Source organism: Streptomyces himastatinicus ATCC 53653, from assembly GCF_000158915.1.
Classification (GTDB): domain Bacteria; phylum Actinomycetota; class Actinomycetes; order Streptomycetales; family Streptomycetaceae; genus Streptomyces; species Streptomyces himastatinicus.
Genome location: NZ_GG657754.1, coordinates 3,837,571 through 3,854,550 on the forward strand (window position 1 = coordinate 3,837,571; position 16,980 = coordinate 3,854,550).

The following is a 16,980-nucleotide window of genomic DNA, read 5'->3' on the forward strand; positions in this document are numbered from 1 at the left end:
AGGAAGTGCCCGCAACGACCGCCCTCCTCCCCATCCGCATCCGTTCGCCGCCCCGTCCGGGGCGGGTCAGATTGGGGAGAATAGGGCCGCAAGCGGCGGACGGGACCGGATGGACCGCCCGATTGCACCCCTTCGGGTGATGATCGGACCGTTCGGTAAACGCCGCCCGCGACCCGCGGGCCAGGGTCACGGCCCGGCGGTCACTCCGGTGTGGTCACTCCTGGGCGGTGGCGGGCCTGGACGCCTCGGCGGTGTCCGCGCCGGTGCCCGGCTCCGCGGTGAGCTCGCGCTCGGGGACCGCCTGCCCGGAGCGGATCAGCTCGATGCGGCCCATGACCTTCGAGCGGAGGTCGGTGGGCACGTCGTCATGCCCGCAGCACCGCTTGACCAGCTTCTTCACGGCCTGCTCCAGACCGTACTTCTCCAGGCAGGGGGAGCACTCGTCAAAGTGCACCTCGAACTTGGCACAGTCCCCGTCGGGCATCTCGCGATCGAGGAACTCGTAGAGATGGTCGAGGACCTCGGAGCAGTCCGTCTCGTGCGACTCTCCGCAGCTCATGAGTCCGCGCCTTTCCGATCGTGCGCCCCGTCCGCCGCCGCACCGGACGCGCCCGCCGGGACGAGCCCGCGCCCACGGGCGTAGTCCTCCAGCATTTCGCGCAGCTGACGGCGCCCACGGTGCAGACGGGACATCACCGTACCGATGGGTGTCCCCATGATGTCGGCGATCTCCTTGTACGCAAACCCCTCGACATCCGCGAGGTAGACCGCGATCCGGAACTCCTCGGGAATGGCCTGAAGAGCCTCCTTGACATCCGAATCAGGAAGGTGATCCAGGGCCTGGGACTCGGCGGACCGCAGACCGGTCGACATATGTGACTCGGCGCGCGCGAGCTGCCAGTCCTCGATCTCCTCGGCCGCACTGCGCTGGGGTTCGCGCTGCTTCTTGCGGTACGAGTTGATGAAGGTGTTGGTGAGAATGCGGTACAGCCACGCCTTGAGGTTGGTGCCCTCGCGGAATTGGTGGAAGGACCCGTACGCCTTCGCGTACGTCTCCTGCACGAGGTCCTCTGCGTCGGCCGGATTACGGGTCATGCGCAGCGCGGCAGAGTACATCTGGTCGAGGAACGTCAGGGCGTCCCGCTCGAAGCGCGCGTTGCGCTCCGCGGACGTCTCCTGCCGCTGCTCGTCCTGCGCTCCCTCGATGACGCCGTCGGTCTCTGCGTCGGTCCCAGTGACCTGACCCACCTCCTCCGTATTCGCGGCGGTACCCGATGCGGACCCGCTCGAATCGGAGAATAGACGACGATCCGGTCCGCCCGCCGCCTCGATCTTCGCGGTCTGCTCCGCCTCCAGCTGACGCCAGTCCAGGTCAGCGCCGTGCGGGCGGGCCGGGCAAGCAAGCGAACCCATGCGGGGAACTCCCTCTCCTCGTGCTGGTGCCTCTTACGCGGTCGATACCTACGACGCGTATAACACCGACCCCCGGGGTGGCATTCCCGTGACCTCTCCCACAGCGATCACCCCACGAGCCGCGCCAGCCACTCCCCCACGGCTTCGGTGATCACGGCCATGGCCTCCGACTCCGTGATGTCCGCCGACTTCGGCACGGCGAAGCCGTGGTCACCGTGGGGCACCTCCACCAGTTCCGTGGACTCCGGCAGCGCCGGGAACTCCGCGGGGCGGCCGAAGGCGTCGCGGCCACCCTGGAGGACCAGCGTCGGCAGGCCCGTGGACAGCAGCTCCTCGGCGCGGGACTTCTCCGGCTTGCCCGGCGGGTGCAGCGGGAAGGACAGCGCCAGCACGGCGCGGGCGCCCAGCTCGGACGCCGTACGGCAGGCCACTCGCGCGCCCGCGCTGCGGCCGCCCGCGACGACCGGCAGGCCGGGCCGCTCCAGCGCGGGCCACAGCGCGCGCCAGCCGGTGTCGAGGGTCTTGGGGGCGGGCGCGACCTTCTTGCCCGCCACCCGCCACGGCTGTTCGACCAGCGCGACGGTCACTCCTCGCGGCGGCAGCGCGGCGGCCAGCGCCCGCAGGTCGCGTGCCTCGATGCCGCCGCCCGCGCCGTGGGAGACGGCCAGCACGGTGTGCGCGCCGGAGGCGTGGTGCCAGGTGATACGGGCGTCGCCGACCGGGGTCGGCACGGTCTCGGCGGCGGGCGTCGTCCCGGTCGTCCCAGTGGTCCCTGTGGTCCCTGTGGTCCCAGTAGTGCGCGTCATCAGAACAGCGTGCCCTCTTCCGGGCCCTCCAGCTCCGTCAGCAGCTCCGGGCCGTTGTTACGGACGTCACTCACCCCGGTCCCGACGGGGTACGCGCGCAGCAGCCCCGCGGGCGGCGGTTCCAGCAGCGTGCGCAGATCGTCGGGGTCGGTACGGGCCGGATCCAGCCAGGAGTCCCACCGGTCCTCGGTGAGGACGAGCGGCATCCGCGGATGGATCTCGGCCAGCGAGCGCGGGCCCTCGCCCCCGGCGGCGCCGCCCGCGAACGGCTCCTGCTCCGCCTCGGTGGTGATCACGGTGCAGGTCACCCACCAGGCGCGCGGATGCTCGTCCGGCAGCGTGCGGTCCCGCCAGAACTCGTACAGCCCGGCCATCGCCATGACCGAACCGTCCACCGGAGTCACGAAGTACGGCTGTTTGCGCGGCCGTTTGCGCTTCCCCTTCTCCTCCAGCTGCCGCTCCCCCGACCCGGTGACCCACTCGTAGTAGCCGTCGGCGGGGAGGATGCAGCGGCGCGCGGCGAAGGGACGCCGGTACGAGGGCTTCTCGTGCACGGTCTCGGCCCGGGCGTTGATCATCTTCGCCCCGCCCTCGGGGGACTTCGACCAGGACGGGACGAGGCCCCACTTCAGCGCCCGCAGCTGGCGGACCGGCTGCGGTCCGGCGGCTTCCGCCTCGGGGCCCTTGAGCGGGCGTTCCAGCACCGCGTACACGTCCTTGGTGGGCGCGACGTTCCAGTCGGGCGCCAGCGTCTCCTCCGGCTCCCACTTCTCCACCTCGAAGACCCCGACGAGATCCTCGGGTCTCCGGCTCGCTGCGTATCGACCGCACATAGGTGCCACACTGCCACGACGCAACCCGACGCGAGGAGCCGCCCGCACATGGACGTAACGAACGCCGCCGACCTGTGGGACCGGGTCGTGGGCGCCCAGCCCGACCCCACGCTGTGGCTGGTGGCTTCCACCGGGTTGATAGCCCTCGCCGTCGTCGTCTTCCGTACCTCCTGGCGCATATCCCGCAACGCGATCACGATCGCCCACGAGGGCGGCCACGGACTGGTCGCGCTGCTCAGCGGGCGGCGGCTGGACGGCATCCGGCTGCATTCGGACACCTCGGGGCTGACCGTCTCGCGCGGCAAGCCCACCGGTATCGGCATGGTCCTCACGGCGGCCGCCGGGTACACCGCGCCCTCCCTGATCGGGCTGCTCGGCGCCTGGCTGCTGGCCGCGAACCACATCACCGCGCTGCTGTGGGGCACGACGGGGCTGCTCGCCGTGATGCTGGTCATGATCCGCAACGCGTACGGCGTGCTCACGGTCGTCACCGCCGGGGCCGCCTTCTTCCTCGTCTCCTGGCTGACCGAACCGGACGTGCAGGCCGCGTTCGCGTACGGCGTGGTGTGGTTCCTGCTGCTCGGCGGCGTGCGGCCGCCCTTCGAACTCCAGCGCAAGCGGCGGTCCGGCGGTGCGTACGACTCCGACCCCGATCAGCTGGCCCGGCTCACCAACGTTCCGGCCGTGGTGTGGCTGCTGCTCTTCCACGTCGTCTCGCTGTGCTCGCTGATCGGCGGCGGCCGCTGGCTGCTGCGGCTGTGACCCTCGCAAGTGACCCGCACAAGCTCCCGGCGCACCCCTCCACCGCCTGTACCAGCGCTGTGTTTCGACTGGGTTTCGCCACTTTTGATCAAGATTCGCACTCTCGGTGAGCCACTAAAGTGAGACCCATGACCGGCATTGAGACTTCCCCGGGCGATCACACCGCCCTCTGGCCCGCCCCGACCGCTGACGGGGCGGTCGACGCGACCGTCACCGTGCCCGGATCGAAGTCCGTCACCAACCGCGGTCTGATCCTGGCCGCGCTCGCCGCCGAGCCCGGCTGGCTGCGCCGGCCGCTGCGCTCCCGCGACACCCTGCTGATGGCCGACGCGCTGCGCGCGATGGGCGTCGGCATCGAGGAGACGGTCTCCGACAGCGCCTTCGGCGCGGGCGGCTCCTCCGGCGGCGGCGAGGCCTGGCGGATCATCCCCGCCGGACTGCACGGCCCGGCCACCATCGACGTCGGCAACGCGGGCACCGTGATGCGCTTCCTGCCGCCGGTCGCCTCCCTCGCCGACGGCCCGGTCCGCTTCGACGGCGACCCGCGCTCGCACGAGCGCCCGCTGCACGGCGTGATCGACGCGCTGCGCGCGCTCGGCGCCCGTATCGACGACGACGGCCGCGGCGCGCTGCCGCTGACCGTGCACGGCGGCGGGGCGCTGGACGGCGGCCCGGTCCGCATCGACGCCTCGGCGTCCTCCCAGTTCGTCAGCTCGCTGCTGCTGTCCGCGCCGCGCTTCAACCAGGGGGTCGAGGTGCGCCACATCGGCGCCGCGCTGCCCTCCCTGCCGCACATCCGGATGACCGTCGACATGCTGCGGGCTGCGGGCGCGCGGGTCGACACCCCGGAGGCGGGCGGCGAGCAGGGCGTGTGGCGGGTCGCGCCGAGCGCGCTGCTCGGCCGGGACCTGGTCGTCGAGCCGGATCTGTCCAACGCGGCGCCGTTCCTGGCCGCCGCCCTGGTCACCGGCGGCCGGGTGACCATCCCGGACTGGCCCGAGCACACCACCCAGCCCGGTGACGCGCTGCGCCGGATCTTCACCGACATGGGCGGTTCCTGCGAGCTGACCGACGCCGGGCTGACCTTCACCGGCACCGGCCGGATCACCGGCATCGACGCCGATCTCCACGAGGTCGGCGAGCTGACCCCGGTGATCGCGGCGGTCGCGGCGCTGGCCGACTCCGAGTCCGTCCTGCGCGGCATCGCCCATCTGCGGCTCCACGAGACCGACCGGCTGGCCGCCCTCGCCAAGGAGATCAACGAACTCGGCGGCGAGGTCGCGGAGACCGAGGACGGGCTGCACATCCGTCCGCGCCCGCTGCACGGCGGGATCTTCCACACCTACGAGGACCACCGGCTGGCCACCGCCGCCGCCGTGCTGGGCCTGACCGTCGAGGGCGTCCAGATCGAGAACGTGGCGACCACGGCCAAGACCCTGCCCGACTTCCCCGGCCTGTGGACCGGAATGCTCGACGCGGCGACAGCCGCGGCGCGGGGAGTCTGAGGGCGTTCCGCCATGCGCCGCTACGGCAAGCACACCGACGAGGACGACGTACGGGTCCGCCCCAACCGCAAGGGCAACCGTCCGCGCACCCATCTCCGCCCCAAACACGAGGACGCCTCCGAGGGCATGGTCCTGACCGTCGACCGCGGTCGGCTCCATGTCCTCATCGAGGGCCGCACCATCATCGCCATGAAGGCCCGTGAACTCGGCCGCAAGGGCGTCGTGGTCGGCGACCGGGTCGCGGTCGTCGGCGACCTGTCCGGCGCCAAGGACACCCTGGCGCGCGTGGTGCGCGTCGAGGCGCGGTCCTCCGTACTGCGCCGGACCGCCGATGACGACGACCCGTTCGAGCGGGTGGTCGTCGCCAACGCCGAGCAGCTGGCCATCGTCACCGCCCTCGCCGACCCCGAGCCGCGGCCGCGGCTGATCGACCGCTGTCTGGTCGCCGCGTTCGACGCGGGGCTCGAACCGCTGCTCGTGCTCACCAAGTCCGATCTGGCGCCCGCCGACGGCCTCCTGGAGACCTACCGGACGCTCGGCGTGCCCTTTGTCGTCACCAACCGCGAGGAGCTGGCCGACGGAGAGGCCGCGGACCGGGTGCGGGAACGTCTCACCGACCGGATCACGGTCTTCGTCGGCCACTCCGGCGTCGGCAAGACCACTCTGGTCAACGCCCTGGTGCCGGAGCGCAAACGGGCCACCGGACGGGTGAACGCGGTCACCGGCCGCGGCCGCCACACCACCACCTCGGCGCTCGCGCTGCCCCTTCCGGACGACAAGGGATGGGTGATCGACACGCCGGGCGTACGGTCCTTCGGACTGCACCATGTGGACCCGACGAGGGTCATCCACGCCTTCCCCGATCTGGAGCCGGGCACCGACGACTGCCCGCGCGCCTGTAGCCACGACGAGCCGGACTGCGCCCTGGACCGGTGGGTGGCCGACGGCCACGCCGACCCGGCCCGGCTGTACTCCCTGCGGAGGCTGCTCGCCACCCGCGAACGGCGGGAGGGCGACTGACCCTGGTTTGCCGCCTCCCCGGTGAGGTAAAGGGATAATCGCACCGAAGCAACCGGGCGCAGATAACCCAGGCGAAGGCAGCCGTCAGCGGTACGTACGGGAGGAATCTGTATGGCGTGGCTGCTGGTCGTGGTCGCCGGGCTCCTGGAAACGGGCTTCGCCGTGTGCCTCAAGCTCTCGCACGGCTTCACCAGGCTCTGGCCGACGGTCGCGTTCTGCGCGTTCGCCCTCGGCAGCTTCGGGCTGCTGACGCTGTCCCTGAAGAAGCTCGACGTGGGGCCCGCGTACGCGGTCTGGACGGGCATCGGAGCGGCCGGGACGGCGATCTACGGCATGGTCTTCCTCAACGACCTGGTCTCCGTACTGAAGGTCGTCTCCATCACGCTGGTGATCATCGGCGTGGTGGGCCTCCAGCTCTCCGGCTCGGGGCACTAGCCGCTACGGGCGAGCGCGCCGCGTACCGCGCTCGCCACCTCCACCGCGGGCGCGGGCACCAGGACGTACGACAGCGCCAGCCGCGCGGCCGTCTCGCAGGCCCGGGCCAGCTCCACCGGCCCGCCCGGCGGCCACTCCGCCTCCAGCAGCCGCACCGCGCGGTCCCGTGCCTGGTCCAGCAGATCGACGGGCGTGGGCAGGGGCTCCACGGCGGCGGACCGGGGCGAGCGCTGCGAGCCCGGCAGCCGTTCGTTCCAGCATCCGGTGAGCACCGCCCGCACCAGCGGGTTCTCGGTCCCGGCCCGGACCGTCCACACGGCCGCCGCCGCCAGCCGCTCCCCGGGCCCGGCGGCGCCCGGCACCCCGGTCAGGGCCCGCTCGACCCCGTTGAGGTACGCCTCGGCCTCGCGCCGCACCAGGGCCCGCGCGAGGCCGTCCTTGCCGCCGAACTCGTTGTAGAGGGTCTGCCGCGACACCCCGGCCGCCGCGGCGACGTCCGTCATCCGGATCCTGGCCCACGGGCGGCGCGCGAGGGCGGCGAAGGCCGCGTCGAGCAAGGATTCACGCGCTGCGGGCATCGTCGCCTCCCCGGCTTTCCGCGTGCACAGAATTGACGGCCCGCCAGATGCTGTCAATAGCCTCCTGTGGATCGCCCCGATGTGGCTCGATACTGTTCGGCCATGGCCGCTTACCACGATGACCTGCGTTTCGCCCATGTACTGGCCGACGCCGCCGACGCCCAGACCATGGAGCGATTCAAGGCACTCGACCTCAAGGTCGAGACGAAACCCGACATGACGCCGGTGAGCGAGGCCGACAAGGCGGCCGAGGAGCTGATCCGCTCCCAGCTCCAGCGCGCCCGCCCGCGGGACGCGGTGCTCGGCGAGGAATTCGGCAGCGAGGGCACAGGGCCGCGCCGCTGGGTGATCGACCCGATCGACGGCACCAAGAACTATGTGCGCGGGGTCCCGGTGTGGGCCACCCTGATCGCGCTCATGGAGCGCGGCGCGGGCGGCGACCGGCCGGTGGTCGGCGTGGTCTCCGCCCCGGCGCTGGGCCGCCGCTGGTGGGCCGCCGAGGGGCTCGGGGCGTACAGCGGCCGGAGCCTGTCGTCGGCGACCCGGCTGCACGTCTCGAAGGTGGCCGAGCTGGGGGACGCGTCGTTCGCGTACTCCTCGCTCAGCGGCTGGGAGGAGCGCGGCAAGCTGCCCGGCTTCCTCGATCTGACGCGCGCCTGCTGGCGCACCCGCGGCTACGGCGACTTCTGGCCGTACATGATGGTCGCCGAGGGCTCGGTGGACATCTGCGCCGAGCCGGAACTGTCGCTGTGGGACATGGCCGCGAACGCCGTGATCGTCCAGGAGGCGGGCGGCCGCTTCACCGGGCTCGACGGCGTACCGGGCCCGAACAGCGGCGACGCTGCGGCGTCCAACGGGCTGCTGCACGGCGCGATGCTGGATTACCTGCGGCCGTAGGGACTGTCAACCGGAGCGTATGGGCGCGCTGAGCGGTAGATCGGCCTCCGCGCGCCCTTGTTGTGCCCACCGGAGCATGTGAACATGAGAATCCAGAACCTTGTGAACTTGTGAATCCGTTCTCGAACGCGCTCGCCCGCGCACAACGGATTCCACCAAGGAGGTGGCTCCATCCATGCCCGTGTACGTCCGTGACGCCATGAGCTCGGTGGTCCTCACCATCGGACCCGCGCATACGCTCCGTCAGGCCGCCCGGCTGATGTCCGCCCGCCGGGTCGGGTCGGCCATCGTGCTCGACCCCGACACCAGCGGCCTCGGCATCCTCACCGAGCGGGACATCCTCAACTCCCTCGGCGCGGACCAGGATCCGGACCACGAGACCGCGCACGCCCACACCACCGCCGACGCCGTCTTCGCCGCCCCCGGGTGGACCCTGGAGGAGGCGGCCCGCACGATGAGCCAGGGCGGCTTCCGCCACCTCATCGTGCTGGAGGCGGGCGAACCGGTCGGGGTGGTGTCGGTGCGCGACATCATCCGCTGCTGGTCCCCACAGCCCGCGCTGGCCTGATCCGGCCCTCCGGACGGACCGACACGGAGAGGCCGGAGCCCCATGGCGTCCGGCCTCTCCGGTTCGTACGACAAGCGTCCTAGCCGCGCAGGGCCTGGACCGCGGCTTCCAGCCGCTTGCCGTAGTCCGCGTCCGCCTTGCGGAAGTTCTCGATCGCCCGCTGCGCGATGTCGTCGCGCGAGACCTGCGCGATGAAGCCCGCGAGGTTGGCGATCAGGCGCTCCTTCTCCTCGTCCGACATCAGCCGGTAGAGGGTGCCCGCCTGGCCGAAGTCGTCGTCCTCAGCGTGCGAGGGCGCCTCGTGGTCACCGGTCACTCCGCTGACCGCGGACGGCTGCCACAGCGGCCGGTCGGTCTGCGCCGGGCCGCCGAAGCTGTTCGGCTCGTAGTTCTTGGCGCCCGCGTGGCGGCCGTCGTACAGCACGCCGTCGCGGCCGTGGGTGCGCGCCTCGGCGGCATGCGGACGGTTCACCGGCAGATGGTCGGCGTTGATGCCGACGCGGTAGCGGTGGGCGTCGCCGTACGCGAAGAGACGGCCCTGGAGCATCTTGTCCGGGGACGGGCCGATACCGGGCACCAGATGGGCCGGCGAGAAGATCGACTGCTCGACCTCGGCGAAGATGTTCCGCGGGTTGCGGTTCAGCTCCAGCGTGCCGATCTCGATCGGCGGGTAGTCCTCGTGCGGCCAGACCTTGGTCAGGTCGAACGGGTTGAAGCGGTAGGTCGCCGCGTCCTCCGCGGGCATGATCTGCACCTGGACGGTCCAGGTCGGGAAGTCACCGCGCTCGATGGACTCGCGCAGGTCGCGCTGGTGGCTGTCCGCGTCCTGACCCGCGAGCACCGCGGCCTCTTCCGAGGTCAGGTTCTTGATGCCCTGGTCGGTCTTGAAGTGGTACTTGACCCAGAAGACCTCGCCCGCGGCGTTGTTCCACTGGTAGGTGTGCGACCCGTACCCGTTCATGTGGCGGTACGAGGCGGGGATGCCGCGGTCGCCGAACAGCCAGGTCACCTGGTGGGTGGACTCGGGCGACAGACCCCAGAAGTCCCAGACGTTGTCCGCCTCCTGCGAGCCCGTGTACGGGTCGCGCTTCTGGGTGTGGATGAAGTCGGGGAACTTGATGGCGTCCTTGATGAAGAACACCGGGGTGTTGTTCCCCACCAGGTCGTAGTTGCCGTCCTCGGTGTAGAACTTCAGCGCGAAGCCGCGCGGGTCGCGCACCGCGTCCGCCGAGCCGAGGTTGCCCGCGACCGTCGAGAAGCGCAGGAACGTCTCGGTCTGCTTGCCGACCTCGGAGAGGAACGCCGCGCGCGTCCACCGGGAGACGTCCCGGGTCAGCGTGAAGGTGCCGTACGCCCCGGCGCCGCGCGCGTGCACGATGCGCTCCGGGATCCGCTCGCGGTTGAAGTGGGCGAGCTTCTCGATCAGGTGCTGGTCCTGGATCAGGACCGGACCGCCGGCGCCCGCCGTCTCGCTGTTCTGGTTGTCCGCCACCGGAGCCCCGGACTCCGTGGTCAGCGGACCCGTGATGTTCTCCTGGACCGTCACGTGCGCCTCCCGCGTACTCGCGTCCTGACCCTCGATCCGGGGTCGCACTCGATCCTACCTTGGACATTGTCTAAGTCAAGAAGGCCTTGAGACCGATACCCGATCCGGGCATGGACGCGACCACTGCTACCCTGTCCTTATCTGACTGATAGGTGAATGGCATGAGTGACCTGCTGAAACGACTCCGGGGGCGCGGCTGGCGGCTGACCGCGCAGCGGCGTGTCGTCGCCGAGGTCCTCGACGGGGACCACGTGCACTACACCGCCGACGAGGTACATGCGCTGGCGGCCGACCGTCTGCCCGAGATCTCCCGGGCGACGGTGTACAACACCCTGGGCGAGCTGGTCTCGCTCGGCGAGGTGATCGAGGTCAGCACGGACGGCCGGGCGAAGCGCTACGACCCGAACGCGCACCACGCGCACCAGCACCTGGTGTGCGCGCGCTGCGGCACGATCCGCGACGTCCACCCCGTCGGCGACCCGCTGGCCGACCTGCCCGCGCAGGAGCGCTTCGGCTTCGCGGTCTCCGCTGCCGAGGTGACCTACCGCGGCGTCTGCCCCGACTGCGCGGCCTGACCGCCCAAGGCAAGCGCACAAGACGAAGGGCCCGGATCCTGGAGGATCCGGGCCCTTCGTTCTCGTAGCGGGGACAGGATTTGAACCTGCGACCTCTGGGTTATGAGCCCAGCGAGCTACCGAGCTGCTCCACCCCGCGTCGGTGTGGTGAAACATTAACCCGAGGCCAACGCCGGAAGCAAACCGGTTACCCGGACGTCACCCGCGCGGGACCCACACAGGCCCCGCGCGGGGGCCGTCGCGGCGTTACGCGGTCAGCTCCTGCTGGAGCGCGTCCCGCAGCCGGGCGGCCCGCTCGGCGACCTCGGCCGGGCCCAGCTCGACCGCCCGGGCGCACCAGCGCTGCCCCTCGGTCAGCGCCCCGCGGCGGGCCGCGAGCAGCGCCAGGCGCAGTGCGGCGCGGCCGTGCCCGGCCTCGGCCGCGCGCGTCCACCACAGGGCGGCCTCCGGCTCGCTGCCCTCGCGGGCCAGCAGCAGCCCCAGGTTGAACGCCCCATTGCTGCTGCCCGCCTCGGCGGCCATCCGGTACCAGCGGGCGGCCTCGACCACCTCGCCCCGGGCGGCCGCGAGCATGCCGACGCGCACCTGGGCGCGCCGGTGGCCCTGGCGGGCGGCCCGCTCGTACCACTCCTCGTACTCCGGCACGTGCCCGTCCTCGGGCGGGACCGGGAACCGCGTCCCGGAACCCGCGGCGAAGCCGGTGCCGGTCGCCACGGGGTCGCCGCCGACCGCCGAGCGGTCCAGCAGCGCCGCCAGCCGGAAGGCGGCCTCGGCGCTGCCGCCGCCCGCGGCGCACCGCAGATGGCGCTCGGCCGCCTGGTGGTCGCCCTCCCGCAGCAGGGCGATGCCCACCTGGAGGGCGGCCTCGGTGTGCCCGGCGGCCGCGGCCCGCTCGTACCACTGCCGGGCGGCCCGCTCCTCGTCCCGGCCCGCATACAGGATGCCCAGGTTGAACGCGGCGTCCACGCTGCCCGCCTCGGCCGCCTTGGAGAACCACGGCTCGGCGCCCGCCGCGTCACCGCGCTGGAGCAGCAGCACGGCGACCGCGTTGGCGGCCTCGCGGTGCCCGGCGTAGGCGGCGCGGCGGTACCACTGCTCGGCCTGGGCGGTACGGCCCTGCTCGGCGCAGAGCAGGCCGAGGTTGTACGCGCCGTTGATGTCCCCGGCGTCCAGGGCGGCCCGGTACCAGCGCTCGGCGGTCTGGGTCTCGCCGCGGTCGGCGTGCAGCGCGCCCAGCGCGTTGGCCGCGTTGCCGTCGCCGTCCTGGGCGGCACGGCGCCACCACTCCGCGGCGCTGTCGGTGTCGCCCGCGTCGCGCAGCAGGAAACCGAGCGCGCAGGCGGCGCGCGGCTCGCCGTCCTTGGCGGACGTCAGGTACCAGCGGCCCGCCTCCTGGGTCTGGCCGCGCTTCTCCAGCAGCGTGCCGAGGCAGAGCGCGGCGCGCCGGTGGCCGCGCGCGGCGGCCTGCCGGTACCACTGCTCGGCCTCCTCCGGCTCCGCGCTCTCACCGCTCCGGCCGCGCTCCCCGGCCGTCTCGTCGTCGCCGTGGTCGAGGAGGCGGGCGAGGCGGTACGCGGCCTCGCGGTGGCCGCGCTCGGCGGCCGTGCGGAACCACCGCTCGGCGCCGATGTCGCTGCGGTGCTCGAGCAGGTCGGCGAGGGCGTACGCGCCCAGGGTGTGGCCGGATTCGGCGGACTGGCGCAGCCAGTACTCGGCGGCCGGCTCGTCGCCGCGCTCACGGTGGTGGCGACCGAGGGCGTGCGCGGCCGCGGCGGAACCCGCGACGGCGGCGATGCGCCACCAGCCGGCCGCCTCGTCGGCGTACCCGCGCTGGTGGAGAAGGACGCCGAGGTTGTTGGCGGCGGCGCGGTCGCCCGCCCCCGTGGCCTCCCGCAGATACGGCTCGGCGCCGTCGAGGTCGCCGCGGCGCAGCAGCAGCGCGCCGAGGGCGCTCATCGACGCCGTATCCCCGGAGTCGGCCGCACGGCGATGCCGTGTCTCTTCTTCGGCATCGTCATGCGTGTGCGCAAAACGCCCTGTCTCCAACAGACTGACCCTGTCCCCCATAAATTCCATCGTGGCATCACCCGCATCCGCCGTACACCTGGTATACCGCAGCCAGCGAGGTCACTTCAGCGTTTTGTCGACTTGCCCACAGAGAGACAACCCAAACGCTTGTATCCCGAATCGTTGAGTAGACACACAACGAGGCCCGGATCCTTGCGGATCCGGGCCTCGTCTGTTCAGTAGCGGGGACAGGATTTGAACCTGCGACCTCTGGGTTATGAGCCCAGCGAGCTACCGAGCTGCTCCACCCCGCGCCGTTGTGTTCACTACTCTACCACGGCGCGGGGTTTCCCCTGGTCGCGGGCGTCAGCCGCCCTTGTTGGACGCCCCCTGACCCTGCGGTTCGTTCTGGGTCTCGGCCCCGGAGCCGCTCTTCTTCTCGGCGGCCTTCTGCTCCGCCTCGGCCGCCTTGTCCAGCGCTTCCTTCAGGTCCTTCTGGGCCCTGCCGTACGCCTCCCAGTCCTGCGGCTTCTGCTCCAGCGCCTTCTGGCTGTCCTCCCAGGCCTCCCCGGCGTCCTTCAGCGCCTCCTGCACCGTGGGGTCGGCGCTCGGCTTCCCGGTGCTGTCGTCCGGCGGCTGCTGCCCGTCCGACGGATCCTCGCCGAAGACCGCGTCCAGCGCCTCGGGCAGGGTGTTCTTGAAGGCGGGTTCGTTGCCGTTGTAGGAGACGCCCACCTTCTTCAGCAGCGGGTAGTTGGAGTTGCCGCCCCGCGCGTACACCGGCTCGATGTAGAGGAAGCCGCCGTTGAACGGCACCGTCAGCAGGTTGCCGTACTCGATGTCCGAGTCGGTGCCCCGGAGGTTCCGCACGAACTCGGCCACTTCGGGGGTGCCGTTGAGCTTGCTCTGCACCTGCTGTGGACCGGGCACGTCATTGGTGACCTTCAGCATTCTTATCGTGCCGTAGTCCTTGCTCTTGGCATCGGCATCGACGGACATGAACGCCCCGAGCGTGGGCCGCCCGGTGGGGGTGAAGGTCGTCGTCAGCGAGAAGGCCTGCTTCTGCTGATCCGGCATCTTCATGCTCAAGTAGTACGGCGGAACCGCGCTGCCGTCCTTACGGGTGGGGTCGTCCGGCACCTGCCAGGCGTCACTGCCGCTGTAGAACTGCTGCGGGTCGGTGACGTGGTAGCGGGTCAGCAGCTCGCGCTGGACCTTGAACAGGTCCTGCGGATACCGCAGATGCTCCTTCAGCTGGTCGCTGATGGCGCTCTTCGGCTTGACCGTGCCCGGGAACGCCTTCTTCCAGGTCTTGAGCACCGGGTCCTTGGTGTCCCACTCGTAGAGGTCGACGGAGCCGTCGTACGCGTCGACGGTCGCCTTCACCGAGTTCCGGATGTAGTTGACCTTGTTCTGCTGGGCGACCACCGAGCGGTCCTGGCCGCTCAGCGAGTCGGCCGTGCTGTCGCCGAGGGTGGTCCGCGACGCGTACGGATAGCCGTTGGTGGTGGTGTACGCGTCCACGACCCACTTGATGCGGCCGTTGACCACCGCCGGATAGGCGTCCCCGTCGATGGTCAGCCACGGGGCGACCTTCTCGACGCGCTCCTTGGGCGTGCGGTTGTACAGGATCCGCGAACCCTCGCCGATGGCACCGGAGTAGAGCATCTGCGGCTCACCGAACGCCACCGCGTAGGCGGCGCGGTTGACCGGGTTGGAGAGGCTGACCCCGCTCTTGCCCTTGTAGCTGGTGGTCTTCTCCCCGTTGTCCTCGTAGTCCAGCTCCTTCTGCGGGCCGCCCACTATCGAGTACTGGTTGGTCTTCTCGCCGTAGTAGACCTGCTGCCGGTAGGTGCTCAGCCCGCCGCCGCCGGGATTCCCGGTGGTGGGCAGCCCGGCCTCGGTGAAGTCCGGGGCGCCCTGCTGGTCCGCCTCGGGGTCCGGGCTGGTGCCCTTGGCCGCGATCATGCCGTAGCCATGGGTGTAGGTGAAGTGGTCGTTGATCCAGTTCCGCTTCGGCACCCCGGCGAGGTTCAGCTCGCGCACACCGACGACGGTGTCCTGATCCTTGCCCTTGGCGTCCTTGTAGCGGTCGACGTCCAGGGTCGACGGGAACTGGTAGTACTTCCGCTTCTGCTGGAGCTGCTGGAAGGTCGGCGAGACCACGCTCGGGTCGATCAGCCGGTAGCTGGCCGTCGAGTCGGCGGTCTGGCGCAGCTCGGTGCCGGCCTTGTCGTCGGTCTTGCCGGTGTAGTCCGCCACCTTGGAGTCATCGATGCCGTACGCGTTGCGCGTGGCCTCGATGTTCTTCTTGATGTACGGCGACTCCTTGGCCTGCTCGTTCGGCTCGACCTGGAACTTCTGCACGATCGCCGGGTAGAGCCCGCCGATCAGGATCGCCGACAGGACCATCAGCCCGAAGCCGATCACCGGAAGCTGCCAGGTGCGCCGCCACAGCGTCGCGAAGAACAGCAGCGCGCAGATGACCGCGATGCAGAACAGGATCGTCTTGGCGGGCAGATAGGCGTTGGCGTCCACATAGCGCAGACCGGTCCAGTTGCCCGTCGCCTTGAAGTCGCTCGACTTCACCGCCAGTCCGTACCGGTCCAGCCAGTACGCCACGGCCTTGAGGGCCACGAAGACGCCCACCAGCACCGACAGATGGCCGGTGGCGGCGCCGGTCGCCCGGGCGCCCGGGCTGGTGACGCGCAGGCCCCCGTAGAGGTAGTGCACCAGGGCCGCGGCGATCAGGGAGAGCACCGTGGCCGCGAAGCCGAAGCTCAGCAGGAAGCGGTACCAGGGCAGGTCGAAGGCGAAGAACGCCACGTCCTTGTGGAACTCCGCGTCCTTCTGGCCGAAGGGCACGCTGTTGACCCACAGCAGCCACAGCCGCCACTGACCGGCCGCGGAGGCCCCGGCGATCAGCCCGACGAGCGCGGTGACCGCGAGCAGCACCCACTTCTTGAACGGGGCGATGCCCATCCGGTACCGGTCGAGGCTCTGCTGCTCCATCGACATCGCGCTCAGCGGCGGCCGCAGCCGGTGCGCCAGCCAGATGTTGACCCCGACGGCCGCGGACATCAGCAGCCCGAAGACGAAGAACAGCCCGATCTTGGTCCGCAGGGTGGTGCTGAAGACCGACGAGTAATGAAGCGAGCGATACCAGAGCCAATCCGTCCAAAACCCCGCGAACATGACGAAGAGCATGGCCAGCACGGCCAGCACACCCAAGGTCATGAACAGGGTCCGGACTCGCCGGGACGGTCGGCCGACTCTGATCCGCGGTCCCGTCGGGCCTCCGCCGCGGTCCGGCATCTGGAAAGCCAAGGTGCGCACCTCGAAGTTCGCTGTTGTCTGTACGGGCCCGGACAGAAGGGCCCACCTGATGCAACTTACTCAGGCTTTACTCAGTTCCCGATTCCGGGTCCGATCAGGGCACGATATGAAGCATGTCCAACGCAACCCCCGGTACCAGCCCCCTTGCCGCGAATCCGCTCACCCGCGCCGTCCTGGAAATCGACGAGTACGCCTCCGGACTCGGCTGGGATCAGCCCGCCCGGCTCTTCGCCCTCGTCGACACCGCCCAGCTGCGCGCCCAGGAGCCCGAGCTGGCCGGCCAGCTCGGGCTCGACGAGGACGGTGACGAGCCCGCGGCGTCCCTCACCCCCATCGAACAGGACGAGCTGCCCGCGCAGGCCCCACTCGACGAATTCCTGGCCACCATCGCCTGGCCCGACGCCGTGATCGGCTGCGCCATGACCGTGGAGCGGCTGATGCTGCCGCCGACCGCCGAGTCCTCCGTACCGAAGGACCTGGACGACGCCCAGCTGGCGTCCTGGGTCGCGGAGCACCCCGAACGCCAGGAGGTCCGCATGACGGTCGCCGTGCTGCGGGACGGGGAGCGCGAGTCGGCGCTGCGGCTGCGCGAGAAGGACGCCACGACCGAGGTGCTGACCGGGTCCGGCCTGGTGCCGGGGCTCGCCGACGCGCTGGCCGCCACCTTCGCCACCGACTGACGCCGGGACCCCCCGGACG

The 16,980-nt window shown here is 71.0% G+C and carries 16 protein-coding genes and 2 tRNA genes; 8 read left to right on the top strand and 10 right to left on the bottom strand.

What is annotated here, in order from left to right; genetic code table 11:
* Positions 1-214: 214 nt before the first annotated feature.
* From rsrA to SSOG_RS15560, 4 genes are all read right to left on the bottom strand, one after another.
* Entirely contained in the window at positions 215-559 is a 345-nt protein-coding gene (gene rsrA, locus SSOG_RS15545) for a mycothiol system anti-sigma-R factor (RefSeq protein ID WP_009715180.1), read from the bottom strand.
* Entirely contained in the window at positions 556-1,248 is a 693-nt protein-coding gene (locus tag SSOG_RS15550; protein WP_039941128.1) for a sigma-70 family RNA polymerase sigma factor, read from the bottom strand. Before SSOG_RS15550 ends, rsrA begins: the two co-directional genes overlap by 4 nt.
* 272 nt (positions 1,249-1,520) lie before the next feature.
* Positions 1,521-2,219, bottom strand: a complete 699-nt coding sequence (locus tag SSOG_RS15555) for an alpha/beta hydrolase family protein (protein WP_245606303.1) — start codon at positions 2,217-2,219, stop codon at positions 1,521-1,523.
* Positions 2,219-3,052, bottom strand: a complete 834-nt coding sequence (locus tag SSOG_RS15560; protein ID WP_009715183.1) for an SOS response-associated peptidase — start codon at positions 3,050-3,052, stop codon at positions 2,219-2,221. The genes SSOG_RS15555 and SSOG_RS15560 overlap by 1 nt, the downstream gene beginning before the upstream one ends.
* Positions 3,053-3,100: 48 nt before the next feature.
* Between SSOG_RS15560 and SSOG_RS15565 the strand changes: the two genes are divergently transcribed.
* The 4 genes from SSOG_RS15565 to SSOG_RS15580 all read left to right on the top strand — a co-directional run bounded on the left by SSOG_RS15565 (position 3,101) and on the right by SSOG_RS15580 (position 6,774).
* Positions 3,101-3,814: a M50 family metallopeptidase gene (locus SSOG_RS15565; protein ID WP_009715184.1), complete on the top strand. Its 714-nt coding sequence runs from the start codon at positions 3,101-3,103 to the stop codon at positions 3,812-3,814.
* A gap of 128 nt (positions 3,815-3,942) precedes the next feature.
* A complete protein-coding gene (aroA, locus tag SSOG_RS15570; protein ID WP_009715185.1) occupies positions 3,943-5,319 on the top strand; it encodes a 3-phosphoshikimate 1-carboxyvinyltransferase in 1,377 nt (458 codons plus the stop codon).
* 12 nt (positions 5,320-5,331) lie between these two features.
* Entirely contained in the window at positions 5,332-6,339 is a 1,008-nt protein-coding gene (gene rsgA / locus SSOG_RS15575; RefSeq protein WP_009715186.1) for a ribosome small subunit-dependent GTPase A, read from the top strand.
* 111 nt (positions 6,340-6,450) lie between these two features.
* Positions 6,451-6,774, top strand: coding sequence for a DMT family transporter (locus tag SSOG_RS15580; RefSeq protein WP_009715187.1), 324 nt, complete (start codon positions 6,451-6,453; stop codon positions 6,772-6,774).
* Here SSOG_RS15580 and SSOG_RS15585 read toward each other — a convergent pair.
* Positions 6,771-7,352 carry a TetR/AcrR family transcriptional regulator gene (locus SSOG_RS15585; protein WP_039937682.1) on the bottom strand — a complete coding sequence of 194 codons (582 nt, stop codon included), beginning with the start codon at positions 7,350-7,352 and terminating at the stop codon, positions 6,771-6,773. The two genes, SSOG_RS15580 and SSOG_RS15585, sit on opposite strands and share 4 nt — an antisense overlap.
* Positions 7,353-7,454: 102 nt before the next feature.
* Between SSOG_RS15585 and hisN the strand changes: the two genes are divergently transcribed.
* Together hisN and SSOG_RS15595 are read left to right on the top strand one after the other, a co-directional pair.
* A complete protein-coding gene (gene hisN / locus SSOG_RS15590) occupies positions 7,455-8,249 on the top strand; it encodes a histidinol-phosphatase (RefSeq protein ID WP_039937683.1) in 795 nt (264 codons plus the stop codon).
* Between the two features lie 181 nt (positions 8,250-8,430).
* Positions 8,431-8,817, top strand: coding sequence for a CBS domain-containing protein (locus SSOG_RS15595; RefSeq protein ID WP_039941131.1), 387 nt, complete (start codon positions 8,431-8,433; stop codon positions 8,815-8,817).
* A gap of 79 nt (positions 8,818-8,896) precedes the next feature.
* On the opposite strand, the gene SSOG_RS15600 is transcribed toward SSOG_RS15595, so the two are convergent.
* Positions 8,897-10,363 (bottom strand): catalase, encoded by a 1,467-nt coding sequence (locus SSOG_RS15600; RefSeq protein ID WP_009715191.1) that lies wholly within the window; start codon positions 10,361-10,363, stop codon positions 8,897-8,899.
* Between the two features lie 161 nt (positions 10,364-10,524).
* Here SSOG_RS15600 and SSOG_RS15605 point away from each other — a divergent pair, with 161 nt between their 5' ends.
* Entirely contained in the window at positions 10,525-10,938 is a 414-nt protein-coding gene (locus tag SSOG_RS15605; protein ID WP_009715192.1) for a Fur family transcriptional regulator, read from the top strand.
* A gap of 65 nt (positions 10,939-11,003) precedes the next feature.
* Here SSOG_RS15605 and SSOG_RS15610 read toward each other — a convergent pair.
* The 4 genes from SSOG_RS15610 to SSOG_RS15625 all read right to left on the bottom strand — a co-directional run bounded on the left by SSOG_RS15610 (position 11,004) and on the right by SSOG_RS15625 (position 16,260).
* Positions 11,004-11,077, bottom strand: a tRNA-Met gene (locus tag SSOG_RS15610).
* 107 nt (positions 11,078-11,184) lie between these two features.
* Complete coding sequence (locus SSOG_RS15615; protein WP_009715193.1) at positions 11,185-13,014, bottom strand: tetratricopeptide repeat protein; 1,830 nt, start codon at positions 13,012-13,014, stop codon at positions 11,185-11,187.
* A 171-nt stretch (positions 13,015-13,185) separates the two neighbouring features.
* Positions 13,186-13,259: transfer RNA gene (locus tag SSOG_RS15620), tRNA-Met, on the bottom strand.
* 52 nt (positions 13,260-13,311) lie between these two features.
* On the bottom strand, positions 13,312-16,260 hold the full coding sequence (locus SSOG_RS15625; RefSeq protein WP_078510322.1) for a UPF0182 family membrane protein: 2,949 nt from the start codon (positions 16,258-16,260) through the stop codon (positions 13,312-13,314).
* Between the two features lie 134 nt (positions 16,261-16,394).
* Between SSOG_RS15625 and SSOG_RS15630 the strand changes: the two genes are divergently transcribed.
* The gene (locus SSOG_RS15630) at positions 16,395-16,961 is read left to right on the top strand and encodes a PPA1309 family protein (protein WP_009715194.1); all 567 of its coding nucleotides are present in this window, start codon (positions 16,395-16,397) and stop codon (positions 16,959-16,961) included.
* The last annotated feature ends 19 nt before the right edge of the window (positions 16,962-16,980 follow it).